The organism is Streptococcus sp. IMAU 99161 (genome assembly GCF_014435245.1).
GTDB lineage: Bacteria > Bacillota > Bacilli > Lactobacillales > Streptococcaceae > Streptococcus > Streptococcus lactarius.
The window spans coordinates 61,641-85,951 of record NZ_JAAPAW010000014.1 but is presented as its reverse complement, the minus strand read 5'-3'; the positions used below and the strand labels follow the sequence as shown (position 1 = coordinate 85,951).

Here is a 24,311-nt window from a genome sequence, read left to right as displayed (position 1 = left end):
ATTCTGTTTTTTCTTTGACCTCTTCGATACGGGCTAAGACAGTGTCTAGATCCGCTCCTTCTTTGGCCAATTTAGCTGCTTCAACCACTTGAAACTTCATCGCTTGATCGGTGAAACCACTGTCAATCACGGTCACATCCACTCCGGAGAGAGTCGCCCCTTGACGGGCTGCTTCTACTGTTCCTGACAAGATATGGGACATGTGAATCGAAACGATATGGGCCCCATCTGCAGCTAACTTTTCATACACCTCCGCAAAAACCCCAACCGGTGGTTGGCTGGTCTTTGGTAGATTTTTGCTAGACTGCATCAAGCGTAGGAAATCACCTTCTCCTAACTCACTATCTGAATAAAGGACTCCATCCACCATCACTGAAAGTGGCACAATGGTAATCCCATATGCTTCAACCACTTCAGGCTCAACCGTAACAGACGAGTCTGTAACTATTTTAATATTTGCCATATAATTCTATACTCTTCCTAAGAATGTTCTGCCTCCATTATACCAAAAAACAGCGGCTTTTGCATGGAAGGCTCTTAAACTCTGCTCTTAGTCGTCTGCTGCAGAAAAGCCTGTATTGTGAAGGACATGGTCTTGGACGATGCCTTGATCATCCAAGAGCAAACCATGGAGAACACCACCATAGACAGCTCCCCCATCGACCCCCATCTTTTGGTCAGCTATCCAAAGCTTTTCTGTTCCGATCGGTTCCTTGAGTAAACCATAGACCGGAGTATGTCCAAAGACGATCCATTTTCCTGTATGGTTTTTAGCCTCATGGAATGGTTTTCGGATCCAAACCTTTTGGTAGTCTGTTGTTTCTCGCCAATTTTCAAGGGTTAGATCCACCCCAGCATGGACAAAGTAATAGGTCTCTGTCTCATAGTCAAAAGGTAAACTACGGATGAAAGAAACCAATTCAGGAGCAGCATGCTCAACTGCTTGGGCATCCGCAATCCCATCCACAGGAGCATCAAGTGGTCGACCTAAAAGTGAATTGATGGTCGTATCCCCACCATTTCTTCGGTAATGATCATAGCGTTCTTCTGGATTGTCCAGCCAAGCTAAAAACATGTACTCGTGGTTTCCAGAAAGACAAATAGCCCCGTGGTGGTCTACGTAGTCTTTTACAATCTCGATGGACCTTCTACTATCTTCACCACGGTCGATCAAATCCCCTAGAAAAACTAATTGAGCCTCTCCATCCCACTCTGTCATAAGCTCTTCAAGCATGTGGGCTTTTCCGTGAATATCTCCGACTACAAAGTATTCTGACATCGTTTTAATCCTTCTTTCTCTCTTACCGTTTCAGAAGTTGGGCTGCCTGTTGGCGAGCAGCTTCTGTGAGATCCTCTCCTGCCAGCATCTTGGCAATTTCTTCAATGCGTTCTTCCTGGTTTAAGAGGCGCACAGTCGATACAGTTGAGTGGGCATCACTAATTTTTTCAATATAGAATTGATAATCTGCTGCTGCAATGACTTGAGGCAGGTGAGAAATAGCAAGCACCTGTCCATTCTGGCCGATTTTGTGAATTTTCGCTGCAATGGCTTGGGCCACGCGCCCAGAGACACCTGTATCCACCTCATCAAAGACAATACTGGTTTTTCCTTCTTTTCGAGAAAAAGCAGACTTAATGGCCAACATCAAGCGTGACAATTCTCCACCGGATGCTACCTTGACCAGCGGTTTAAAGTCCTCACCTGGGTTGGTCGAAATATAAAATTCGACAGCTTCATTGCCCTCCCGATTGAACTTAGCCTTGCTAAAGCGCACTTGGAAACGAGCCTTGTCCATATAGAGGTCTGCTAATTCTTGTTGGATTTCATTTTCCAAAGCTTGGGCCAGAGCATGCCGCTGATCACTCAAATCCTGAGCCAAGCCTACCAGGCTTTTTTCTAAGCCCTTGAGTTCTTTTTCTAGATCCTCAGACGAAAGATTGCTCCCTGTGAGGAGGCTATATTCTTTGGTGATTTGCGCCAGGTATTCTAAGACGTCCTTGACTTGGCCACCATACTTGCGCGTGATCGAGTGGATCAAATCCAGGCGCGATTCCACCTGCATGAGGCGATTGCCATCAAACTCCAGACCATCAACCACATCTTCGAGGCGCTTGGTAATGTCCTCAAGGGCATAAAAGGTTTCCGCCAACTGGCCTGAGAGCTCTTTGTAGATTGGATCATATTCTTCGATACTTTCCAGATCATTCATGGCTGATCGAACATTGGTGAGGCTAGAGAAATCTTCTGCATCTAGCATGGTATAGGCATTGGTGAGGGTATCGGCAATCATTTTGTGATTGAGTAATCGTTGGCGTTCTTGCTCCAGACGCGTATCCTCATCCACTTCCAAGGCAACTGCTTCAATCTCAGCAATTTGAAACTCAAGCATTTCAATCCGAGCCTTATTTTCCTGCTGGTTTCGCTGGAGTTCCACTACTTGTTTGCGCAGGCGTTTGTAGTCTTCAAAGGTCTGACGGTAAGCGGCTTTGGTTTGGAAAAAGCTAGCATCCCCAAATTCATCCAGCATGGCGATATGCAATTGGGGCCGCATGAGTTCTTCCTGGTCATGCTGGCCATGGATGTCCACCAAATGTTGACCGACTGCTTTTAAGATCGATAAATTCACCATTTGACCATTGATCCGGCTGACACTTCGTCCATTTTGCAGGATCTCTCGGCGGATGATCAATTCATCGGTCCACTCTAGCCCCTGCTCTTCAAAGAGAGCCGTCAAGTGGCGATTGCTCTCAACAGCAAAGAGACCTTCGATTTCCGCTTTTGGTGCTCCGTGTCGAATGACATCCGTCGTTGCACGACTTCCCAGCATCATATTCATGGCATCGATAATGATGGATTTCCCTGCACCTGTTTCCCCTGTCAGTACCGTCATTCCCTTCTCAAAATTTAAGGAAATCTCTTCTATAATGGCAAAGTTCTTAATCGAAATTTCTAATAGCATAGGCTCTTACCACCCAAAGATTGATTTGAGGATATTCTCTGCTTCTGGAGCGGAATAGGCGATCAACAAGATCGTATCATCATCTGCAACAATACTAAAGATATGGTTTTTGTAGATATCTCGCAAGCGACGTTTGACTAAGGGAGCTGTCCCTGGCACCATGGTGAAATTGACATACTCTCCCATACGGCGATGAGACAAGATATTGCTTTCAATCATCCCAATCCCTTGGTGGTGCTTACGTGGCAATTCATAGACATAGGTCATGTCTTTCAGAGGGCGTTTTACGATGCCCAATTCTTTGATATCCCGTGATACCGTCGCTTGGGTTGCTGAGATGCCCTCTTCTTTCAAATGTTCGACGATCTCTTCTTGAGTCCCCACTTCATGATCACGAATGAAGCGGCGAATTTTTTCTAATCTGATATTCTTACTCTTCATGTTTAAATTCTCCATGTGCCTGATCTACCACAGCTTGGAGCTCTTCGGTAGTCGGCATTCTTTCTTCTTCTTTCTTTTCTAAATGCATCAAAAATTCAATATTGCCATGGCCTCCTTGGATAGGAGAATAGTCCATTCCCATCACAGAAAAGCCATGTTCCCCAGCAAAAGTGGCTACTTTTTCAAGGACTGCCAGATGGACCTTGGAATCCTTTACGATACCGTGCTTGCCGATCTGCTCACGTCCTGCTTCAAACTGAGGTTTGACTAGGGCCACCACTTGCCCATGATCCGCCAAAATCCGGTGAAGAGCTGGCAAAATCAAGTCTAGGGAAATAAAGCTGACATCGATACTCGCAAAACTCGGCGTCACTTCAAAATCATCAGGCTCAGCATAGCGGAAATTGAACTGTTCCATCGAGACCACGCGCGGGTCATTGCGCAATTTCCAAGCCAACTGATTGGTCCCAACATCGACTGAAAAGACCTTACTAGCACCGTTTTGAAGCATAACATCTGTAAAGCCACCGGTGGAGGCACCGATATCAATGGCAATTTTATCCTCTACAGTTAAGCCAAATTGGTTCAAAGCTTTTTCTAATTTGAGTCCGCCCCGACTGACATACTTGAGCTTTTCACCTTTTAGTTTCAACTCGGTTGCTTCATCAATTTTTTCACCGGGTTTATCAAAACGTTCCCCATTGATGACGGCAACGACGAGGCCAGCCATAACCCCTCTTTTGGCTTGTTCACGGGTGTCAAACAGGCCTTGTTTGTAGGCTAATACATCCACTCTTTCCTTAGCCATGTATACGTAATCCTTCTATTAATTTCTTGATTGCTTGCGGATGAAAGGCGCAGATAGCGACTATCTGATCCAACAAATCCTCACAAGCATCCAATTCTCTTTCAAGCAATGCTTTTGATGCTTCTAACCCTAAGAGAGCTGGATAGGTTGATTTTTCTGCCACTAAGTCCTTTTGAGGCGTTTTTCCCAAAGCCTCAAAATCAGCCACCAAATCCAAGATGTCATCCCGCACTTGAAAGGCGAGACCTAATTTTTGCCCGAGCTGTTTCAAAAGCTGACGAATGTCTGCTCCTAGTTCTAAAATAGACCCCGCTGCAATGAACGGATAGGCGAGGAGTCGTCCTGTCTTATTTGCATGGATGGTCTGTAATTCCTCTAAGGTGAGCTGTTTGTGCTCCCCTTCCATATCCAGGACTTGGCCAGCGACCATTCCACGACTCCCTGAAGCATCTGACAATTCAAGGATTAAAGATACCTTGACCGGATCTGGAAGCTGACTTGCCGCGATCATCCCAAAAGGATCGAGGAAAAGCGCATCCCCTGCTAAAATCGCCAAGTCTTCCCCAAACTTTTTATGGTTGGTCAATTGGCCCCGACGGTAATCATCATCGTCCATAGCAGGCAGATCATCATGAATGAGGCTGCCAGTATGAATCATCTCCAGAGCTCCTGCCACTTGAAAATGGGCATCCGTCAAATCCTGACCAAAAGCTTCTAACAGTTCTAGAAGAAGCAAGGGGCGCAGGCGTTTGCCACCCGCCTGGATCGAATACAGGACTGAGTCCACTAAATGGGGGGCGATGGATTTTTCCTCATAAAAAGAGCGAATCGCTTGCTCTACTCTATTTCGTTTTTCTTCTTGTCTCATGCTAGATCCGCTTCAGTACCATCTGCTTGCATGACCTTGACCAAGGTTTTCTCTGCTTGATCCAAGGTATCTTGCAATTCTTTTGACAACTTCATTCCTTTTTGGAATTCTGTAAGGGCCTCTTCTAGAGCCACATCACCACTCTCCAATTTTTGGACAATGGCTTCCAAATCTGCTAAATTTTCTTCAAACTTCTTTTCTTTCGACATGTTTTACCTCTACTTCTAACTGACCGTCTCTCATGATAAGGGACAGCGGGTCTCCTTCTTTTACTTTCACCACCGAATCCAATACTCGATCATCTTCCTTGACCATGGCATAGCCACGCGCAATAATCCGGCTGGTATCCAGCATCAAGAGAGCCTCTGATAAACTTTGTACCTTTACTTTTTGCTCTTTTAAGATTTGTTCCATTCGACTCGTTAAGAGTCTCTTATCTTGGAAGACACGGTCTTGATAACGTTCGATACGATGCAAAGGAGACATAGCCTCTAGACGATGACGCAGACCTTGCAGCTGATTGTCCCCTTGTCCATAAGCATCGCGCATCCCTTGTTTCAATCGCAATTGCAACTGGTCAATCTTTTGCAAGTAGCCATCATACAGTCTTTCAGGCTGCCTAAAAATAACGGATTGACTCAATTTGGCCAACCGTTCACGATTATAGGCTAAACGATTGGACATAGCTGTTGCCATGCGATTCTCCTGCTTTTGTAAATGGGACAGCAGGTCTAATTTGGTCACTGGAGTGGCTAATTCAGCTGCTGCTGTCGGAGTAGCGGCCCGTCGGTCCGCTACAAAATCGGCTAGAGTCGTGTCTGTCTCATGTCCCACACTGGAGATAATCGGAATCCGCGATTCAAAGATCGCTCGTACCACCGTTTCTTCATTAAAAGCCCAGAGATCTTCAATCGAGCCACCCCCACGACCGATAATCAAGACATCCAAATCCTCCCGTTGGTTGGCCCTTTGAATATTGGCAACTACCTCACTGGAGGCACCTTCTCCTTGAACCTTTGTCGGGTAGAGCACAATGCCCACACCTGGAAAACGACGGCTTACCGTTGTGATAATGTCACGAATCACAGCCCCACTTTGACTGGTGACCACACCAATCTTTCTTGGAAATTGTGGCAAAGCCTGTTTCCACCGTTCTTGAAAGAGCCCTTCTTCCGTCAACTTTTTCTTGAGTTGCTCAAATTGGATAGCTAAGGCCCCTACCCCATCTGGTTCCGCCTTTTCGATGACAATGGAATAACTGCCACCTGGTTCATAAAGCTGAATACGGCCAATGACATTGATCTTCATCCCTTCTTCCAGCTCAAAACCAAAACTGCGATACACCCCAGCCCAGACAGTGGCCTGAATCACCGCTTTTTCATCCTTTAGGGAAAAATACTGGTGGTTGGGACGCTTTCGAAAGTTGGAAACCTGACCCGTCAGATAGACCCGCTCCAAATAGGGATCCTTATCAAATTTTAATTTCAAATATTTGGTCAAACTTGATACGGATAAATAGTTGGACATGTGAACTCCTTTCTGTAGCATATGATCAAGTTTAATTATACCAAAAATCATTCAAAAAAGGCTGGTAGACAAAGCGAAATCATGAATTTCCTTTCTCTACAAGCCATATTTTATTCAAGCTAGTCCTTATCGTATCGTTTTGAAATTGCAAGTTTTCACAAGCTACCGGCACAAGTGTATCTATCCGACTTTATAACTAAGGGTTGCTGTTTTGAGTGAGACTTGCATTTATCCAGCTAGTACCTTTACTCCTAAACTCTTTCGTCAGCAAAAGTCACTCCACTTCTTCATCCATCTTGGGATTTCTTTGCTGATGGCCGTCGGTAGAACCACATAAGCCCCCTTGCTCAAGTCTTCAGCAATCGCTGAATGAAGGTAGGTCGCGACCACCACGCGCTCATAGAGACTGACCTGTGGAAATTGACCTGCAAAGCCTGCAATCATGCCTGCCAAGGTATCGCCCATGCCACCTGTTGCTTGATAGGGACCACCAACATCTAGCTGATAGCCCTCTTCTGTCCCACTTGTCCAAATGCGTGTGTGGGGCCCTTTTTCTACAACGACTGTCCCTTTAGGAAAGTGCTGTACTGCTCTTTGGCTTCTCTCTTCCGTCTGACTTGTGAGATCAAGCCCTGACAGTTTTTCCCATTCTTTTTGATGAGGGGTAAAAACCAGCTGAGCTTCTGGCAAGTCAAACTGAGAGCTTGAGAAAAGACTGATAGCCCCCCCATCTAAGATCAGGACTTTCTGGCTAGAGACTTGCTCAAAAATCATTTGCAAGACTGCTTGGTTTTCATTCGATTCCCTTAATCCCGGACCGACGAGAATGACATCGGCTTTTTGAATTTGCTCGCAAAGAAGATCCCGATCTGCCAGATCAAAGCCCATGGCTTCAGGAAGATGGCTATGAAGGGCCGTCAGATTGTCAGGATCTGTTGCAACAGTGACCAAGCCCGCCCCACTATGAACCGCAGCGATCGCTGCCATAATGATGGCTCCCCCATAAGGATAGGTTCCTCCAATCATGAGCAGACGACCAAAATCGCCCTTATAAGTCCTTGCCTCTCGCTTCACAATAACCCGCCGGATCACTTCTTTCTGAACTGTTTTCATACCGTCCTCATTTCTAGCGAAAAAGGAGGAGCCACAACTCCCCCTCCTTCTTTTATTTTCCTCTGAATTCTGCGAAGACTTGCAAGATCTTAGCAGCAACAGCTTGTGGTTGATTTTGTTTGGCTATTAATTGATCATCTGCATAGGGAGAAAGAGCCGGAAAATCACCAATTTGAACCGCATAAAGAGCTTTTTCAAAGAATTCAATATCGTTTTGATCATTACCAAAAGCTACAAAGTTCTCACCGCATAACTCTTCTACTGTTGAAGCTTTATGGGTTGCTTCTGGATTGAGGTAGATACATTTTTCATGTGCGTGATAGCGGATGTGGGCCTTATTTGTCTTTTCAATTCGCTCAACCATCTCATCCACCAATTCCTCATGGCCCCCCATATAGATCACGACTTTGATCGGATCTGTCAGCTCTTCTAAAGAACGATACTGAGCTTTATTGAGAGGATCGACACCCGTATAGAAGGGAATTTTTTCTAAAATCTGTCCACTATAATCAAAGGTATCATCCACAAAAAACGGCAGATTGTAGTGGCGACAAAAACCAAGGACTTGCCGGTACACATCCGGATCCAAGTAGTCCGCATGAACCAATTGGCCTTGATGATAGGCAACACCACCATTTAAACCAATCACAAGCTTTTGGCACAACTCATCGCCTAAAAGCCCCAAGCAATCCCGATAGGAACGCGCAGAAGCAAAGGCAACTTCATGGCCAAATTCTTCTGCTCTTACTAAGACCTGTTTGATTTCCTCATCGATTGTGACACCATCGAACGACAGGGTTCCATCTAAATCAAAAACAAACTTCATCTTGCTCACACTTTCTTATTTTACGCTACGAACAGCTGCTTCGTAGGTTTGCTCCATCAGCATGGTAATGGTCATAGGACCAACCCCTCCAGGTACTGGAGTAAGGTGACTAGCTATCGGGGAAACTGCGTCAAAATCGACATCCCCACACAATTTGCCATCCTCATCACGATTCATCCCGACGTCAATGACCACTGCGCCTTCTTTTACGAAGTCCGCTGTTACAAATTTTGCACGACCGATCGCAACCACCAAGATATCTGCTGTCTTCGCAATTTTTGCTAGATGATGGGTCCTTGAATGGGTCAAGGTAACCGTCGCATTCTTGGCCAACAGCAATTGAGCCATTGGTTTCCCAACAATATTGGAGCGGCCAATTACAACGGCTCGCTTGCCTTCTAACTCTATCCCATATGCTTTAAACATCTCCATGATCCCAGCCGGAGTCGAAGGGACCATGACAGGATTACCAGCCCATAAGCGTCCCATATTTAAGGGATGAAAGCCATCCACGTCTTTAGCAGGATCAATCGCCAATAGGACTGCCTCATCATCGATATGCTTGGGGAGGGGCAATTGCACCAAAATCCCATGCCACAGAGGGTCTTGATTGTATTGTTCGATCAACTCTAATAACTCATGTTGTTGAATCGTCTCAGGGAGTCGCACGACCTCACTGCGAAAGCCTGCAGCGATAGCAGAACGTTCTTTATTACGGACATAAACCTGGCTAGCTGGATTCTCTCCTACTATGATCACCACGAGGCCAGGTACAACTCCGGTCTCTTCTGTTAGTCGCGCTGTTTTTTCAGCCAACTCTCCCTGTAGTTTTGCAGCCAATGCCTTTCCATCAATTCGTATCGCCATATCCATTCTCTTTCTAGTCTTTTAATGAAAACAATTCTTTCTCATTATAGCAGATTTCTGCTCTCAAACCTAACTGTTCCTGCTTAGAATTTCCTATAGACGAAAACTATAGCTAGATGGACAAAAAATGAGCTTGAGACCACCCCAAACTCATCCACTGTGCTGTATTAATAAAGCAATTCGTAAATTTCGATTGCAATCAAATCAATGCTATCAAATGTATAGGTTTCACGTGCTTCCACATCGCGAAGAGTAAAGGTTGAACCTTCTTCCTCATTGTGGTTGTATGCTACTTCAGCAACAACAACACCATCACGTTCAAAATTACGTTTTAGGTTTCCACCATCTTTGGTCATTGTTTCCAAACGGTTGATAATCCGTACTAAATGTGATTCCATTTTATTTCTCCTCTTTACTTTCTACTCTCCTATTTTATCATAAAAGAGAAAGCTCTTCCAATAAAAATTCACATTTTTCCCTTGATTCCCGGTCTACACCCCCAATCCTTGACATTCCGTAGCAAATTCTTGCAAACTTTTAGAATACTGATATAATAAAACTAGAAAAACTTTGACTATTTTTGACCATTATCAAAATAGTGCGATTATCTTGGCTCAAAGCCATCGAAAACCCATTGTGAGGTATGTTTATGCTTTGTCAAAATTGTAAAATAAATGAATCCACTATCCATTTATACACCAATGTAAATGGTCGCCAGCAGCAAGTGGACCTTTGCCAAAACTGCTACAAAATTATGAAAACAGATCCAGATAACAGCTTCTTAAAAGGGATGATCCAACGAAGCCAATTAACGGGAGATCCCTTTGAAGATTTCTTTAATAATATTGGAAACTTCCAGGGTCCTCAAGAACCACCTACCCCTCCAACCCAATCTGGTGGAGGCTATGGAAATGGTGGCTACGGTCAAAACAACCATCGGGAAAGTGCTCCAGATCCACGACAAGCACGCCCTCAAAAGCCAAAAGGTCTTTTAGAGGAATTCGGTATCAATGTCACAGAGATTGCGCGTAACGGCAACGTTGATCCAGTCATTGGACGCGACGAAGAAATCATCCGTGTCATTGAAATCCTCAACCGTCGAACCAAGAACAACCCTGTCCTCATCGGAGAACCAGGTGTTGGTAAAACGGCGGTTGTTGAAGGATTGGCTCAAAAAATTGTGGACGGAGACGTCCCTGATAAACTTCAAGGAAAAGAAGTCATTCGCCTAGACGTTGTTAGTCTCGTTCAAGGTACAGGGATCCGAGGCCAGTTCGAAGAACGCATGCAAAAGTTGATGGAAGAGATTCGTCAACGTCAGGATGTCATTCTCTTCATTGATGAAATCCATGAGATTGTCGGAGCTGGTTCTGCCGGTGATGGCAATATGGATGCCGGAAATATCCTCAAACCTGCCCTCGCTCGTGGTGAATTGCAACTGGTTGGGGCTACTACTCTTAATGAGTACCGGATCATTGAAAAGGATGCCGCCCTGGAACGTCGGATGCAACCGGTCAAAGTGGATGAACCAACGGTAGAAGAAACCATTACCATTCTCAAAGGGATCCAAAAAAGATACGAAGATTATCACCACGTCCACTATACTGACGGAGCCATCGAAGCTGCGGCTACCCTTTCAAACCGTTATATCCAAGACCGCTTCCTACCAGACAAGGCTATTGACTTGCTAGATGAAGCTGGCTCTAAGATGAACTTAACTTTGACCTTTGTAGACCCTAAGGTCATTGATCAACGCTTGATTGAAGCTGAAAATCTCAAAGCGCAAGCAACTCGCGACGAAGATTTTGAAAAAGCAGCCTACTTCCGTGACCAGATTGCTAAGTATAAGGAAATGCAAAAGACTAAGGTAACGGATCAAGACACTCCTATTATCAGTGAAAAAACCATTGAGCATATCATTGAGCAAAAAACCAATATACCCGTTGGTGATTTGAAAGAAAAGGAACAATCCCAACTCATCCACCTAGCAGAAGATCTCAAGTCCCATGTTATCGGACAAGATGATGCAGTGGATAAGATTGCCAAGGCGATCCGTCGGAACCGTGTCGGTCTAGGGTCTCCTAACCGTCCAATTGGTAGTTTCCTCTTTGTTGGTCCTACTGGTGTCGGGAAGACCGAACTTTCGAAGCAACTAGCTATCGAACTCTTTGGTTCTGCGGACAGCATGATTCGCTTTGATATGAGCGAATACATGGAAAAACACAGCGTTGCCAAACTCGTCGGTGCTCCTCCAGGATACGTCGGCTACGATGAAGCTGGACAATTGACTGAGAAAGTGCGGCGAAACCCATACTCTCTCGTTTTGTTAGATGAAATCGAAAAAGCCCATCCAGATGTCATGCACATGTTCCTCCAAGTCTTGGATGACGGCCGTTTGACAGATGGTCAAGGACGCACCGTCAGCTTTAAAGATACCATTATCATTATGACTTCCAATGCTGGCACAGGAAAGGCAGAGGCAAATGTCGGCTTCGGAGCTGCTCGCGAAGGTCGCACCAACTCTGTGCTTGGAGAACTCGGTAACTTCTTTAGCCCTGAATTTATGAACCGTTTTGATGGCATCATTGAGTTCCAAGCTCTATCAAAAGAAAACCTTCTTCAAATTGTTACCCTTATGCTAGACGAAGTCAATCATCGTCTCGCACAAAATGAAATTCATCTGGATGTCACAGAGAAGGTCAAGGAAAAACTGGTTGACCTTGGATACGATCCAAAAATGGGAGCACGCCCACTCCGTCGTACCATTCAAGACTATATCGAAGATGCAATTACCGATTACTACCTTGAAAATCCAAATGAAAAACAACTAAAGGCCGTCATGACCAGCAATGGACATATCAGTATCAAAGCCGTTCATAAAACGACCGAAAAAGCATCAGAATCCTAATCAGGAAAAGGAGGCTGGGACAAAAGTCCTAGCCTCTTCTTGTCTTTGGATTGTCGAGCACAAGACGCAGTGGTTGAGTGGGCCCTACTAGGCTGATTTCATCAGTTTTTACAGCCCTACCCAACTGTGCGGAGGTGGGACGACCAAATCGAATTCTAACGAATGACCGATTTCTGTCCCACTCTCTTTTTTTCCTTCCTCCAGATTTTTGATTAAAAATATGTTATAATGATGAAAAATGAAGAAAAGAGAAAACCATGACCATACCAAGTTTTGGTGAAAAAAAAGAAGATGTGACCTACGTCAATCGTTACGGCGTCTACGCTGTTATCCCCAATAAGGACAAGGATCAGATCATCCTCGTTCAAGCTCCAAATGGCGCTTGGTTCTTGCCAGGTGGGGAGATTGAAGCCGGCGAAAACCACCTAGAAGCTCTGAAGCGAGAACTGATTGAAGAACTAGGTTTTACCGCTGTTTTAGGGGAGTATTATGGCCAAGCGGACGAGTATTTCTATTCAAGTCACCGAGATACTTACTACTACAATCCAGCCTATATTTATGAAGTGGTAGATTATACAGAAGCTCAAAAACCCCTGGAAGATTTTAACAATCTCTCTTGGTTTCCAATTGATGAAGCGATGGAAAAACTCAAACGTGGCAGTCATAAATGGGGCATCAAGCAATGGAAAATTTCCCACAAAAACTAAGAAACTTCTTCTTTCGTAAACCATAAAAAAGTGCTATAATAAATGAAGATAGAGGTTAGGAGGAACTCATATGAAGCTCATTAATACCACAAATAGTCATGCTGCATTGGTGAAAAGCCAACTTGCCAGCACGGATGCCTTGCTCGTTGAGGTTTATTCTGCGGGCAATACCGATGTTGTGTTTACTCAGGCCCCAACCCATTATGAATTGTTGATTAGCAACAAACACCGTGCTATCCGTGAAACAGAAGTTGAAAAAATTCGTGAGTTCTTTTTAAAACGCAAAGTGGATCTCAAAATCATTGATCAATCCGCTATCAAGACCCTCTACACCGATAAACTCATTGAAATTTCCTTTCCAATTACTAAGTAAGGCCAATTTGCCTTACTTTTTTCTTTAGTATCTTTTTCCCAAAAAAATCCTTTCACCTCGATTATGAGATGAAAGGATTCTTTATTTCTGAAAGATCATTTTTACGTGAGGGGTAGAAGCCAAGATAAAGGGCTCGCTCACCGTTTGAAAACCTAATTTTTCGTACAAGCCAACCACCTGTTCTTGAGCCTCAATTTCAATGGACCGTCCAGGAAATCTCTGTTCACACAGGTCCAAAATCTGCTCTATTATGTCTTTTCCCAGTCCTTGGCCACGACTGTCTTTGGCCACAGCCACTCGACCAAAATGAATCGTAGCCCCTGTCTCAAAGATACGTGCATAGGCATCTACGCGTCCTTCCTCATCTTGATGAAAAAGATGGATAGATCGATAATCAACATCATCGAGATCATTGTAGATCCTAGTTTGTTCCACGACAAAGGTCTCTAATCGCAGCTGAACGATCTCGTAAAACTCTTTCAGTTCTAGTTCCTTAAATTCTTTCTGGTACCACATAACTTCCTCTTTATTGAAAAGTCGCAAGGAGACTCTCTCCCTGCGACTTTTCACTTCTTCTTATTTTGCTTCAAATCCTTCTGCGACTGCGTCCGCAAAGTTCTCTTCGACGATGCTTGCACAGTGGTCGCAGATTGTTGCGTGATAATGACGTTCAGCCGTTGTTGTATCAATGCGACGGCAACGGTCACACACTTCTCCTGCTGCACGTTCGACTGTGAAGGCAACATCTTCAAAGGTCACTGCACCTTCTGGAGCTGGTCCTTCTGCGATGGTCAACTCAGAAACAATCAAGAGTTGAGCAACATTGCTATCAACAGCCCCTAGAAGTGTTTTCACAACTTCATTTGGATAAACTGTCAAGTGAGCTTCAAGAGATTTACCGATGACTTTTTCATTACGCGCTTCTTCCAAGGCTTTTTGAGCTTGTCCACGGAAGAGCATAAAGGCAGACCAAGTATCTAAGATTTCTTCTTGATTCGCAAACGTTTCTGCTTCTGGTAATTCTGACAATTGCACATAGTCTTCAGCTTCAAACTCAAGGTAGGACCAGATTTCTTCAGCAGTATGCGGAAGAATTGGTGTCAAGAGTTTGGTAATTTTCACCAAAATATCATAGAAGACTGTCTGCATTTGACGGCGTTCTAGAGATTTCGCACTCTCAATATAGACCACATCTTTGGCAAAATCAAGGTAGAAGGCTGACAAGTCCACATTGATAAAGTTTACAAGGGCCTTGTAGATGGTCAAGAACTCAAAGTTTTCATAGGCATCACGAATCGTTTTCACAAGTTGATTGAAGCGAATCGTCATGTATTTATCCACTGAACGAAGCTCATCATAAGCGACTGTATCCTCAGCTGGATTAAAGTCAGAAGTGTTGGCAATCAAGAAACGAAGGGTATTCCGAATCTTCCGGTAAGTTTCAGACACTTGGCTCAAGATATCCATGGAAATACGAACATCGTTTGTCGAATCAACACTAGTAACCCAGAGACGCAAGATTTCAGCACCAAATTGCTTTTCAACATCACTTGGAGCAATCGTATTTCCAAGAGATTTCGACATCTTCTCACCTTTCCCATCCAAGGCGAAACCTTGAGACAAGATTTGCTTGTATGGAGCTACGCCATGGTTGGCTACAGAAGTGATCAAAGATGAGTTGAACCAACCACGGTATTGGTCAGACCCTTCAAGATAGAGATCCGCTGGATATTTGAGTTCTGGACGATTCACGATGACACCATTCCATGATGAACCAGAGTCAAACCAGACGTCCATGATGTCTGTTTCTTTTGTGAATTCTCCATTTGGTGAACCTGGATGAGTGAAGCCTTCTGGAAGGAGATCTTTAGCATCCCGTTCCCACCAGATAACCGATCCATGTTCTTCAAAGAGTTGAGCCACATGTTCAATCGTTTCAGCTGTCATGATCGGTGTGCCGTCTTCAGCATAAAAGATTGGGAGTGGGACACCCCAAGCACGTTGACGAGAGATGACCCAGTCACCACGGTCACGAATCATATTGTAGAGACGGACTTTCCCCCATTCTGAATGGAATTTCACTTTTTCAATTTCATCCAAAATTTCTTGACGGAATTTTGAAACAGAGGCAAACCACTGTGGAACCGCACGCCAGATAATTGGCTTCTTAGTCCGCCAGTCAAATGGGTAGGAGTGAGAAATGTCTTCTTTAGCAAGAAGGAGGTCTCCAAGTTTTTCAATAACTGTTGGAACAACCTTGTCATAGAACTGACCTGCAAAGTCAGGGCCAGCATTCTCCATCATGATCCCACGTTCATTGACCGTAACAGCAACTTCAAGACCATTTGCGATACCGACATTGTAGTCATCCTCACCAAAACCAGGAGCTGTATGGACGATACCAGTACCTGAATCAAGTGTGACGTGGTCTCCAAGAATCACCAATTCGTCAACTGCTGCATCCCATGGGTGTTCGGTTACAATATGGTTTAATTCTTTCCCTTGGTAAGTCGCAAGAACTTCTGGATCTTTCCAACCAAATTTCTCAGACAAGCTTGGCAATAGCTCAGAAGCCACTACGTATTTACGATCAGAACCAGCAGGTTTCACGACAACATAGTCAAAATCAGCCCCTACTGTTAAACCACGAGAAGCTGTGATGGTAAATGGAGTAGTTGTCCAGACAACGATGTAAGTATCTGTATCTAGAACACCTTTCCCGTCCTTGACTTTATTCCCATAGTAAAGAGAGGTAGAAACCAAATCGTGGTATTCAATTTCTGCTTCAGCAAGAGCAGATTCAGAAGACCAAGACCAGTATACAGGTTTCGCACCACGGTAAATATAGCCTTTGTTGGCCATTTGTCCAAAGACACGAATTTGGGCTGCTTCATAATCAGGGGTTAAAGTTACATATGGATGGTCCCAATCCCCTGAAACACCCAAGCGTTTAAAGTCTTCCCTTTGTTTATCGACTTGAGAAAGAGCGTACTCACGACACATTTTAAGGTATTCAGAGCGTTCAATTTCTTTCCGTTTAACACCTTGTTTCGCCAACACTTGCTCGATTGGTAAACCATGGGTATCCCAACCTGGAATATAAGGGGCGTAAAAGCCTGACATAGACTTAGAACGAACAATGACATCTTTTGAAATCTTGTTCATAGCATGTCCTACGTGGATATTTCCGTTGGCATATGGAGGGCCATCATGAAGTGTAAAATGCGGTTTCCCTTCATTTAATTCTTGACGACGTTGATACAATTTTGCATCTTCCCATTCCTTTTGCCAAACGGGCTCTTTGGTTGGAAGTCCAGCCCGCATTGGGAAGGCTGTCTTTCCTAGATTCAATGTTTCTTTGAGTTTCATTGTGTCTCCTTATTAATTTAAAAAGCTATAAAAAAACACGAGCATCCAAAAAGGACGATTGCTCGTGGTACCACCTTTATTTGAGAAGTCGCGTGCGATCTTCTCCTCTCATCCCGTAACGAGGGAAACGTTCACTCTTACTGTTATGTTCAGAATGAAAATTGTAAAAGGATCATCCATTAAGAGGGAGTGCAGATCTTCCACCATCATCTGCTCGCTAGACCTATCATTAATGGACCTGTTTCTACGAAATTATAAAATATTGACAGATTCACGACTTGCTTCGTCTTCTGATGAAGCTGTTTCATCCACAACTTCTTCAGTTTCTTGATGCGCGTGTTCTGCTTCTTCTAAAGCGGACTGAACTTTTTCATTCAAACCTTCAAACGCTTGTGTAGCTCCCAACTCTAGGTTAGCGGCTTCAATGCGTTTTTGCAATTCTTCAATCTCAGCTGGTGAGAACTGACGGGTCAAATCAATGGTGTCATCTTCTGAATGATGATGAACTGATTCACCTAATGCTTTTTCAACGATTTCGCGGAAAGCTTCATCACTAGTTTGAATATACATAGCTGTTGGGCGAAGAATTTCATCCCATTCAGGTGTATCAATAATGCTCAACTGGCTTTCAATGGTTGATTTCAAGCGTTGATGGAAGACGCGTGTCTTGTTCTTCAATTCTTCCGTTTCAACGGCCACTTTCTTAGCATTATCCGTTGCGTGACGAAGGATTTCATTTGCTTTTTGTTTTGATTCATCAATCAAATGTTGTGCATCTTGTTCTGCTTGGCGAACAATATTTTCAGAACGTTCGTTAGCAGCTTGTTTCACACGTTCAGCAGTATCTTGCGCAATCAAAACTGATTGGCTCAATGAATCTTTCATTTCATCAAAATAATTGAGGCGTTCTTCAAGGGCTTGAATTTTTGATTCTTGCTCATGATTCAATCGAACTAAATCTTCATAATCACGAACAATGATGTCAAGAAATTCTTCAACTTCATTTGCATCATATCCTCTAAATTTAACACCAAATGTTTTATCTTTAATTTCTAAAGCAGTAAGAGCCATAAACTCCTCCTTATTTTTTACTTAGAAGTATTTCAACAGTTACTTTATATTTTCCACTCTTTGAAATACCATTTTCAGAAACAATTTTAAGACGTCCAAAACGTCGGACGCTGACTAAATCATTCAAAGCAACAAAACCACTGACATTTGTAGTAATCGCATAGTTGACCTTTACCAAACCAGAACTGACCAGTTGACTAGCCTGAGAACGAGATAACTTAAAGCCTGCGGCAATCACCTTATCCAAACGATAACTTGATACCAGTATATCCCGAGATTGACTTTCTTCTTCAAGGATCAACTGCTGAGACAAAGGAACTTCCTTGATTTTGACAGGAACTCTTGAAATTTTCTGGACGTGATCCATAAAATAGAGAGCAAAGCGTTGTTCCACAAACACTTGAATGCGTCCGTTTCCCATCAAAATATCTCCAAAAGACTTTCGATTCACTCCCAATTGATGGACAATCGTGCCCAGAACCTGGGAATGTGTCAACTGATGAAATTTGGAAGAATAGGTTATTTCCAACAAGGAAAGATCAAAATCAGAAGGATCCAATTGGTAATAATCTGGTGCCACAATGACCTTGGCATACTCCATCTTCCTATCATCACTCGAGACAAAGACCTGTAATGGATAACTTGCAGCAACATTTCGTAAAATAGTTACCTGGTGCGGGTTCAAGAAACTCGTCACCTCAACCGAATAGCGTTCGATCACACGTTCCGATAATTCTATGCACCGATCGATAAATTCATGATCTTCTGGATGAAAATGTTGGTAAATTTCTTTTTGTTTCATCTTACTTTAGCCGATCATCAACAAAAAGAGTTGAGCAACCAATCGTTCCAAGAAGTTGAGAAGCAAAATGGCTACAAGTACCGTAAAATCCAAGCCTGCGAACTGCAAGGGTAATTTCTTAAAAAGGCTCAAAAATGGTTCAACTAGGCGATGAACCATTTGTCCAAGAGCGCTTTCTGGGGCTCCAGGGAACCAAGAAAGCAAGGCATAAATGACAAGAATGATAGAGTAAATTTGAATGATATTTGAAATAAACTGAAACAATACCATATTAACGATTGCGTTTCATATCAAAATCAAATTCTGACACTTCCACATCATTTGGAAGGCGAATATCTTCGACATTGACCACAACGTTGATCGGAGTCAACAAGTACATGGTACTTGCAACACGACGAAGATTTCCAGCCAAGACATAACGGGCACCATCCAAGTAGTCTAAACAACGACGTGCTTGAACTTCCGTCATGTATTGGAAGTCGATGAGGATACTCTCATTAGATAGTAATAGATCGACAATTTCAGTCGCTTCCTCGTATTTACGGGGATAGCGAACATCAATTGTGATTTTTTCATCTGGATTTTCACGTTTACTTGCCAATTCTAACTGACGTTCATGCAAACGAGTAATGTTTTCAGATGAATTCTTCGTAGTACTCACCGGTTCTTTTACAACAGCTGTAGAGACTGTAGTTGTCACAGGCGCTACTGGAGTGGCCTTTGGTTTTGGTTTTTGTTTCACTTGTTCTTTTTGACTAATCTGTGGACGTTGAGAAGTCACTTGAGGAGCTTTTTGAGGCTGAGGAACTGGTTGTGTTTCTGCCCCGGCTGCCTTGACCTCACGAACTTCTACTTCTTCACCGTCTTCTGTGAAGTAGTCAATAAAATTATTAAATTTATCTTTTAATGACATAGTTCTTTCCTATTAAAAAAATGATGACCCGATTCGCACATAAGTCGCTCCATTCGCAATGGCTACTTCAAAGTCCCGACTCATACCCATGCTTAATTCTGAAAAAGGCATATTTTTTAATTGTTTATTTTCTAGTTGTTTCTGAAGTTGGTGAGTTTTTGAAAAAATATCCTGCAACTCTTCTTGACTAGCCTCAAAGGGAGCCATCGTCATTAAACCAACAATTTTTATTTTATCCAGCTGTGCGATGTCCGCTAAAACAGTATCCAATTCATCGACTGAAAATCCATGCTTACTTTCCTCACCAGAGATATTCACTTGGAGGAAACACTTGATTGGGTGTTCTGCTCGCTTTTGAATTTCTTGAGCTAACTTCACCGAGTCCAAGGCATGAAAGTAATCCACTAGATTGATCACGTCTTTTACCTTGCGCCTTTGGAGGCTCCCAATCAAATGCCATGTAAGATTGTAGTCTTTTAGAGCCTGATATTTTTCTAGAAATTTATCGACCCGATTTTCAGCAATGTGTTGAATTCCTGTTTTGACCAAAGCTTCTGCTGTTTCAACATCCACATACTTGGTAACAGCTATGATATTGACTGGATCTTGACGGTTGGCTTTGTTTCTAGCTGTTTCTACCTGTTCCCGTACAAGATTAGCATTCTCGATCAGATTCATGATTAACGATTCCGGAAGAATGGAGGTGTTTCCAATTCATCATCATCTGATGAAGAATCGACATAGCGATCCACTTGATGAGTGGATGCTGGTTCCGTTTGGCGGACAATATTCTCACGGCGAATATCCCAATCACCAAAGGCTGAACCACGATTTGGTTCTACCGCTGGACGACTTGGAGTAGTTGGCAATTCAACTTCTTGTTTTAAATCAAATTCACGGTCAAATGGAGCAACTTGTGGTCGTTGTTCACGAGGACCTGTTTTGTAAGGTCGATGACTTGCTGGCGATGAAGCAATCCCACTGACGCGTTCTACCTTGTCTTGACGGACACCCGTCGCAACAACTGTCACACGGATTTCATCTTTAAGAGATTCATCAATAGAAGTACCAAGCCAGATGTTCACGCCATGACCTGCTGCTTGGTTGACAATTTCTGAAGCTTCTTCCGCTTCGATCAAGGTCATATCCAAGCCACCTGTTACGTTAACGATGACGTCTTCTGCACCATCAATGGTTGTTTCAAGAAGTGGAGAGTAAATGGCTTTGCGCGCAGCTTCGATGACACGTTCTTCACCACTACCAACACCAATACCCATTAAGGCATTTCCTTTACTTTCCATCACAGTTTTCACATCTGCAAAGTCAAGGTTGATCAATCCAGGGCTTGTGATCAAGTCTGTAATCCCTTGAACACCTTGGCGAAGAACATTGTCTGCTTCGCTCAAAGCTTCTAGAAGTGGAGTCTTCTTGTCCACAATTTCAAGCAAGTTGTTGTTTGAGATAATCAAGAGAGTATCCACATGTTCGCGGAGCTCATTGATTCCTTCAATCGCAAAGTTTCCACGTTTCGTTCCTTCAAAGCCAAATGGACGAGTCACAACGGCTACGGTCAAGGCTCCAACTGCTTTTGCAATACGAGCGATCACTGGTGCAGCACCTGTACCAGATCCTCCTCCCATCCCTGCAGTGATGAAAACCATGTCTGCACCTTGCAAGGCTTCTGTCAATACTTCTTCGCTTTCTTCAGCTGCTTTACGACCAACTTCAGGTTGGCCTCCAGCACCCAATCCGCGAGTCAATTTTGGACCCAATTGAATGACTGTTTCAGCTTTTGCACTTGAAAGTGCTTGAACGTCTGTATTGGCTGCGATGAATTCTACACCGGCAACGCCTTCGTCAATCATACGATTGATGGCGTTACCGCCACCACCACCGACACCGATAACCTTAATAACTGCACCTTGTGCCGCTGCTGTGTCAAATGAAAATGTCATAAATACTTACACTCCTTAATCAAACATATTACCGATCAAATTTTTCATTCGATCTGTGAATGAAGGTTTTGATTCTTGTTTGTGATCATTGCCTGCTGCTGGGATTTCTTGAGTATCTACTGGAGAATCGATCTTTTCAGCATTGTAGGCTGGGACAACCGTTTGAGCTGTTGGAGCTGATTGCGGTTGTACTTGCGTTTGAACTGGACGATCAAATTGAATCGGCTGTTGACGCAAAACCTCATCGCCATGAACTGCAGCTTGAGCAATAATATCTACATCAGTCAAATTACCAGCATATTCAGACAGGCTAATCACATGGGCAAAGGCTGGGTTTCGAATTCCAATTTGGTTTGGAACAAACAATTTGACATTGACACCAAAGACTTCTTGAGCCAATTCTTCAATACCAGGAAGGATCGCGCCTCCACCGATAATGACAATGCCCCCTGGAAGATCTAGTAAATGTCTTCTATCGAGGTCTTGCTTGATTTGCTCAAAGATGTGTTTGATCCGCGCTGAGATAATTTCAGCCAAGTATTTTTCAGTAACTTCAACCGGTTCGACTTCCCCGATCACTTCTACGTGGAACACTTCGTTTCCAGCAGATGGGACATAAGCTTCACCATAGTTGAATTTCAAACCTTCTGCTAATTTTTGAGAGGTTTTCAATACTTTAGAAATATCTTTGGTAACATAGTCGCCACCTTCTTGATAGATATTTGTAAATTGAAGTTCTTGACTACGAACAGAAGCTACTGTGGTTTGGCCACCACCAAGATCAATCACTGTAGCACCAAACTCACGTTCGCCTTCGTTCAAGACGGTTTTGATCATAGCTAGTGGGGAAATGATGATATTTTCCACTTGCAAGCCTGCACGTTCTACGGTTTTACGTAAGTTGTGCAAGATCGTACGTGGGCCTGTATAAAGAAGTCCGCGCATTTCAAGGCGGATTCCCATCATGCCACGAGGATCACGAATTCCTTGGAAGCCATCAACTGTAAATTCTTCAGGAATAAAGGTAATCACTTCACGATCAGGAGTCATGCTTTTTGTAAGAGCAGATTTGACAACATTTTCAACATCTGCATCTGTGATTTCTTTTGAATCACTTGTGACTGGAATCATTCCTTGTGTTGCTTCAATTTGCAACAAGTTTGCAGGTAAGCCAACATTGACTAGATTGATGGAGATCCCTGCTTTTTCCTCTGCTTGACTAATTGCATTTTTAATTGCAGTAGAAGCAGCTTCGATATCTACAATAATTCCATCTTTCACGCCAGCACTTTTGGCATTGCTGACACCAATTACATTCATTTCTCCGTTGACATGTTCTGCCACCAATACTTTTATTGAACTAGTACCGATATCTAAACCTGTAAAAAAGCCGTCTCTAGCCATTACACCAGTCCTCTCTCTTTTTTATTTTCACTATACGTCTATTTATAGCCCTTTTAGTTAGAACTATCCAAACTTCATTATATCACAAAGAAGGCTAAAATGGACATTTTTTATTCAAATATTTCAGATAATTTATGTGTTTCACTGATTTTCAGAATGATTTTGCTCTTCTGTATGGGAATCTTGATGGGAGCCTTGCGCTGTTTCCCCAGAATTCTCACTCTGATTTTCAGTATTTGCAGTTTCTTCCGTTTTCTCTGTCTTTTCTTTTTCGGATTTTTCTTTGGCTTCGGCCATTGCTTGTTCATTATAGCTGAAGGCACCCGCCTCCATATCAATGATAGAGCCATCCTCCACTTGCTTACTGATTGATTTGTAATAAGGGAGTTTCCGAGTGATATGGGAAAGAGGAACCAAGATCTTATTGCCATTTTTCATGGTCAAAGTGACCAGATCCTTGGTAACTTTACTTGGGGTTAAATCAACAGAAACAATTTTGTCCGTGATACTGGAAGAAATAGACTTCATTTGTTGGACATACTGTCTCACCATTTCGCGATCTGAAAATGTCAAGCTGATGTAGGAAGATGGCAAATTCGAAGCAGGTGTCACCGTCTCAACCACCTCTCCATTTTCCAATACTGGATAGTGATCCCCTCCCGTGACATAATAAGCAACCACTTGGTGTTCCGTCACTTGCACCTTGAAAGTTACTGGGAATTGGTACTGCATATGAACTGCTTTTATCCACGGACTTGCCGTTTTCATATTTCTTTCATAGACAGATTTGTGAAGAAAGGTTGTCAATGTATAATCCTCTTCCTTGATCTGGCTTTTCTCATACAAGACTTGTTGGTCTACTGCCTTATTCCCAGAAAATTCAATTACTTTTTTAGTCGATAAGGGACTCAAAAAATAGAGAGAGGCAAGGGCAAGCATCGAGCTAATTCCAATAACAGGAATCGCGCGGTAAATGTGGCGTTTTGCAACTGTCGGTTCTTTTTTTTCTTTACTCACCTTTAAACGGTCGAATAAGAAAAGTTTTCTCTCCTGTTTTGCAGGTTCTTCTGGATCCTCAGCTGTCGAAAGCGTCTCTGTTTCTCTACTTTCCTCCACCTCTGATGCTAAATTTTCTTCAGAGTCAGTTTCTTCAGCTGAATCGTCTTCCTCTTCTTCAGTGTCTTCGCGCTCATCTGAATCTTCTTCATCAACAGAAGCTACTTCTTGATCTAACAAATCCTCTCCTTCTGTTGATGTTTCTTCTTCTAGCTCATCTTTTTCAGGCTCCTTTTCCTTTTCAAGAGCCCTTTTTTCTAGATATTCTTTGTTTCTTTTTTGCCAAGCTGACAACTCTGTAATTTTGTCTTCAGTTGGCGTATTTTTCTTGTCCTCAGTCATC

General features: G+C 43.3%; 25 protein-coding genes and 1 pseudogene. 3 read left to right on the top strand and 23 right to left on the bottom strand.

Translation table 11 applies throughout. The annotated features are described in order from the left end of the window. The 12 genes from HA044_RS10045 to HA044_RS08860 form a co-directional block, all read right to left on the bottom strand. A partial coding sequence (locus tag HA044_RS10045) for a DegV family protein (RefSeq protein ID WP_262407560.1) occupies positions 1 to 463 on the bottom strand: 463 nt, incomplete at its 3' end. 87 nt (positions 464 to 550) lie between these two features. Beyond that, positions 551 to 1,279, bottom strand: coding sequence for a metallophosphoesterase (locus HA044_RS08910; RefSeq protein ID WP_187540845.1), 729 nt, complete (start codon positions 1,277 to 1,279; stop codon positions 551 to 553). 22 nt (positions 1,280 to 1,301) lie between these two features. Then, a complete protein-coding gene (gene recN, locus HA044_RS08905; RefSeq protein WP_187540844.1) occupies positions 1,302 to 2,960 on the bottom strand; it encodes a DNA repair protein RecN in 1,659 nt (552 codons plus the stop codon). 6 nt (positions 2,961 to 2,966) lie between these two features. After that, complete coding sequence (locus tag HA044_RS08900; protein ID WP_187540843.1) at positions 2,967 to 3,401, bottom strand: arginine repressor; 435 nt, start codon at positions 3,399 to 3,401, stop codon at positions 2,967 to 2,969. Beyond that, a complete protein-coding gene (locus HA044_RS08895; protein WP_187540842.1) occupies positions 3,391 to 4,209 on the bottom strand; it encodes a TlyA family RNA methyltransferase in 819 nt (272 codons plus the stop codon). Before HA044_RS08895 ends, HA044_RS08900 begins: the two co-directional genes overlap by 11 nt. Further along, positions 4,202 to 5,077, bottom strand: coding sequence for a polyprenyl synthetase family protein (locus HA044_RS08890; RefSeq protein ID WP_187540841.1), 876 nt, complete (start codon positions 5,075 to 5,077; stop codon positions 4,202 to 4,204). The genes HA044_RS08895 and HA044_RS08890 overlap by 8 nt, the downstream gene beginning before the upstream one ends. Then, complete coding sequence (locus HA044_RS08885) at positions 5,074 to 5,286, bottom strand: exodeoxyribonuclease VII small subunit (RefSeq protein ID WP_187540840.1); 213 nt, start codon at positions 5,284 to 5,286, stop codon at positions 5,074 to 5,076. Before HA044_RS08885 ends, HA044_RS08890 begins: the two co-directional genes overlap by 4 nt. Then, positions 5,264 to 6,604, bottom strand: coding sequence for an exodeoxyribonuclease VII large subunit (gene xseA / locus HA044_RS08880; protein ID WP_187540839.1), 1,341 nt, complete (start codon positions 6,602 to 6,604; stop codon positions 5,264 to 5,266). The genes HA044_RS08885 and xseA overlap by 23 nt, the downstream gene beginning before the upstream one ends. A gap of 264 nt (positions 6,605 to 6,868) precedes the next feature. Then, positions 6,869 to 7,717: an NAD(P)H-hydrate dehydratase gene (locus HA044_RS08875; RefSeq protein WP_187540838.1), complete on the bottom strand. Its 849-nt coding sequence runs from the start codon at positions 7,715 to 7,717 to the stop codon at positions 6,869 to 6,871. Positions 7,718 to 7,769: 52 nt separating this feature from the next. Continuing rightward, positions 7,770 to 8,543: an HAD hydrolase family protein gene (locus HA044_RS08870; protein ID WP_187540837.1), complete on the bottom strand. Its 774-nt coding sequence runs from the start codon at positions 8,541 to 8,543 to the stop codon at positions 7,770 to 7,772. Between the two features lie 15 nt (positions 8,544 to 8,558). After that, positions 8,559 to 9,410, bottom strand: a complete 852-nt coding sequence (locus HA044_RS08865) for a bifunctional methylenetetrahydrofolate dehydrogenase/methenyltetrahydrofolate cyclohydrolase (protein WP_187540836.1) — start codon at positions 9,408 to 9,410, stop codon at positions 8,559 to 8,561. 167 nt (positions 9,411 to 9,577) lie between these two features. Next, complete coding sequence (locus HA044_RS08860; protein ID WP_187540835.1) at positions 9,578 to 9,808, bottom strand: DUF1797 family protein; 231 nt, start codon at positions 9,806 to 9,808, stop codon at positions 9,578 to 9,580. A gap of 251 nt (positions 9,809 to 10,059) precedes the next feature. Between HA044_RS08860 and HA044_RS08855 the strand changes: the two genes are divergently transcribed. The 3 genes from HA044_RS08855 (at position 10,060) to HA044_RS08845 (ending at position 13,398) form a co-directional block, all read left to right on the top strand. Then, a complete protein-coding gene (locus HA044_RS08855) occupies positions 10,060 to 12,318 on the top strand; it encodes an ATP-dependent Clp protease ATP-binding subunit (RefSeq protein WP_187540834.1) in 2,259 nt (752 codons plus the stop codon). Between the two features lie 257 nt (positions 12,319 to 12,575). After that, on the top strand, positions 12,576 to 13,025 hold the full coding sequence (locus HA044_RS08850) for an NUDIX hydrolase (RefSeq protein ID WP_187540833.1): 450 nt from the start codon (positions 12,576 to 12,578) through the stop codon (positions 13,023 to 13,025). A gap of 70 nt (positions 13,026 to 13,095) precedes the next feature. Then, positions 13,096 to 13,398: a DUF1827 family protein gene (locus HA044_RS08845; protein ID WP_187540832.1), complete on the top strand. Its 303-nt coding sequence runs from the start codon at positions 13,096 to 13,098 to the stop codon at positions 13,396 to 13,398. Between the two features lie 81 nt (positions 13,399 to 13,479). Here the strand turns inward: HA044_RS08845 and HA044_RS08840 are convergent, their stop codons facing one another. From HA044_RS08840 to HA044_RS08795, 11 genes and pseudogenes are all read right to left on the bottom strand, one after another. Next, complete coding sequence (locus HA044_RS08840) at positions 13,480 to 13,914, bottom strand: GNAT family N-acetyltransferase (RefSeq protein ID WP_187540831.1); 435 nt, start codon at positions 13,912 to 13,914, stop codon at positions 13,480 to 13,482. Between the two features lie 60 nt (positions 13,915 to 13,974). Then, the gene (gene ileS / locus HA044_RS08835) at positions 13,975 to 16,767 is read right to left on the bottom strand and encodes an isoleucine--tRNA ligase (protein WP_187540830.1); all 2,793 of its coding nucleotides are present in this window, start codon (positions 16,765 to 16,767) and stop codon (positions 13,975 to 13,977) included. Positions 16,768 to 17,019: 252 nt separating this feature from the next. Continuing rightward, a complete protein-coding gene (locus tag HA044_RS08830; protein ID WP_187540829.1) occupies positions 17,020 to 17,838 on the bottom strand; it encodes a DivIVA domain-containing protein in 819 nt (272 codons plus the stop codon). A 10-nt stretch (positions 17,839 to 17,848) separates the two neighbouring features. After that, positions 17,849 to 18,640, bottom strand: coding sequence for an RNA-binding protein (locus HA044_RS08825; RefSeq protein ID WP_187540828.1), 792 nt, complete (start codon positions 18,638 to 18,640; stop codon positions 17,849 to 17,851). A 6-nt stretch (positions 18,641 to 18,646) separates the two neighbouring features. Beyond that, entirely contained in the window at positions 18,647 to 18,910 is a 264-nt protein-coding gene (locus HA044_RS08820) for a YggT family protein (protein ID WP_187540827.1), read from the bottom strand. 1 nt (position 18,911) lies between these two features. Next, complete coding sequence (gene sepF / locus HA044_RS08815) at positions 18,912 to 19,553, bottom strand: cell division protein SepF (protein ID WP_187540826.1); 642 nt, start codon at positions 19,551 to 19,553, stop codon at positions 18,912 to 18,914. A 12-nt stretch (positions 19,554 to 19,565) separates the two neighbouring features. Beyond that, the gene (locus HA044_RS08810) at positions 19,566 to 20,231 is read right to left on the bottom strand and encodes a YggS family pyridoxal phosphate-dependent enzyme (protein ID WP_187540825.1); all 666 of its coding nucleotides are present in this window, start codon (positions 20,229 to 20,231) and stop codon (positions 19,566 to 19,568) included. Between the two features lie 2 nt (positions 20,232 to 20,233). Next, a complete protein-coding gene (gene ftsZ / locus HA044_RS08805) occupies positions 20,234 to 21,508 on the bottom strand; it encodes a cell division protein FtsZ (RefSeq protein ID WP_187540824.1) in 1,275 nt (424 codons plus the stop codon). Between the two features lie 15 nt (positions 21,509 to 21,523). Then, positions 21,524 to 21,730, bottom strand: coding sequence for a hypothetical protein (locus HA044_RS10180; RefSeq protein ID WP_386690926.1), 207 nt, complete (start codon positions 21,728 to 21,730; stop codon positions 21,524 to 21,526). Next, a pseudogene (gene ftsA, locus HA044_RS08800) lies at positions 21,706 to 22,912 on the bottom strand (cell division protein FtsA); the annotation flags it as partial. The gene HA044_RS10180 and the pseudogene ftsA, both read right to left, overlap by 25 nt. Positions 22,913 to 23,053: 141 nt before the next feature. Continuing rightward, positions 23,054 to 24,310, bottom strand: a complete 1,257-nt coding sequence (locus HA044_RS08795; RefSeq protein WP_187540822.1) for a cell division protein FtsQ/DivIB — start codon at positions 24,308 to 24,310, stop codon at positions 23,054 to 23,056. Between the last annotated feature and the right edge of the window lies 1 nt (position 24,311).

What these genes read in the sequence shown, in the direction of transcription:
- HA044_RS08910 (WP_187540845.1), bottom strand. Translation starts at nt 1,279, where the DNA reads ATGTCAGAATACTTTGTAGTCGGAGATATTCACGGAAAAGCCCACATG.
- recN (WP_187540844.1), bottom strand. Translation starts at nt 2,960, where the DNA reads ATGCTATTAGAAATTTCGATTAAGAACTTTGCCATTATAGAAGAGATT.
- HA044_RS08900 (WP_187540843.1), bottom strand. Translation starts at nt 3,401, where the DNA reads ATGAAGAGTAAGAATATCAGATTAGAAAAAATTCGCCGCTTCATTCGT.
- HA044_RS08895 (WP_187540842.1), bottom strand. Translation starts at nt 4,209, where the DNA reads ATGGCTAAGGAAAGAGTGGATGTATTAGCCTACAAACAAGGCCTGTTT.
- HA044_RS08890 (WP_187540841.1), bottom strand. Translation starts at nt 5,077, where the DNA reads ATGAGACAAGAAGAAAAACGAAATAGAGTAGAGCAAGCGATTCGCTCT.
- HA044_RS08885 (WP_187540840.1), bottom strand. Translation starts at nt 5,286, where the DNA reads ATGTCGAAAGAAAAGAAGTTTGAAGAAAATTTAGCAGATTTGGAAGCC.
- xseA (WP_187540839.1), bottom strand. Translation starts at nt 6,604, where the DNA reads ATGTCCAACTATTTATCCGTATCAAGTTTGACCAAATATTTGAAATTA.
- HA044_RS08875 (WP_187540838.1), bottom strand. Translation starts at nt 7,717, where the DNA reads ATGAAAACAGTTCAGAAAGAAGTGATCCGGCGGGTTATTGTGAAGCGA.
- HA044_RS08870 (WP_187540837.1), bottom strand. Translation starts at nt 8,543, where the DNA reads ATGAAGTTTGTTTTTGATTTAGATGGAACCCTGTCGTTCGATGGTGTC.
- HA044_RS08865 (WP_187540836.1), bottom strand. Translation starts at nt 9,410, where the DNA reads ATGGCGATACGAATTGATGGAAAGGCATTGGCTGCAAAACTACAGGGA.
- HA044_RS08860 (WP_187540835.1), bottom strand. Translation starts at nt 9,808, where the DNA reads ATGGAATCACATTTAGTACGGATTATCAACCGTTTGGAAACAATGACC.
- HA044_RS08855 (WP_187540834.1), top strand. Translation starts at nt 10,060, where the DNA reads ATGCTTTGTCAAAATTGTAAAATAAATGAATCCACTATCCATTTATAC.
- HA044_RS08850 (WP_187540833.1), top strand. Translation starts at nt 12,576, where the DNA reads ATGACCATACCAAGTTTTGGTGAAAAAAAAGAAGATGTGACCTACGTC.
- HA044_RS08845 (WP_187540832.1), top strand. Translation starts at nt 13,096, where the DNA reads ATGAAGCTCATTAATACCACAAATAGTCATGCTGCATTGGTGAAAAGC.
- HA044_RS08840 (WP_187540831.1), bottom strand. Translation starts at nt 13,914, where the DNA reads ATGTGGTACCAGAAAGAATTTAAGGAACTAGAACTGAAAGAGTTTTAC.
- ileS (WP_187540830.1), bottom strand. Translation starts at nt 16,767, where the DNA reads ATGAAACTCAAAGAAACATTGAATCTAGGAAAGACAGCCTTCCCAATG.
- HA044_RS08830 (WP_187540829.1), bottom strand. Translation starts at nt 17,838, where the DNA reads ATGGCTCTTACTGCTTTAGAAATTAAAGATAAAACATTTGGTGTTAAA.
- HA044_RS08825 (WP_187540828.1), bottom strand. Translation starts at nt 18,640, where the DNA reads ATGAAACAAAAAGAAATTTACCAACATTTTCATCCAGAAGATCATGAA.
- HA044_RS08820 (WP_187540827.1), bottom strand. Translation starts at nt 18,910, where the DNA reads ATGGTATTGTTTCAGTTTATTTCAAATATCATTCAAATTTACTCTATC.
- sepF (WP_187540826.1), bottom strand. Translation starts at nt 19,553, where the DNA reads ATGTCATTAAAAGATAAATTTAATAATTTTATTGACTACTTCACAGAA.
- HA044_RS08810 (WP_187540825.1), bottom strand. Translation starts at nt 20,231, where the DNA reads ATGAATCTGATCGAGAATGCTAATCTTGTACGGGAACAGGTAGAAACA.
- ftsZ (WP_187540824.1), bottom strand. Translation starts at nt 21,508, where the DNA reads ATGACATTTTCATTTGACACAGCAGCGGCACAAGGTGCAGTTATTAAG.
- HA044_RS08795 (WP_187540822.1), bottom strand. Translation starts at nt 24,310, where the DNA reads ATGACTGAGGACAAGAAAAATACGCCAACTGAAGACAAAATTACAGAG.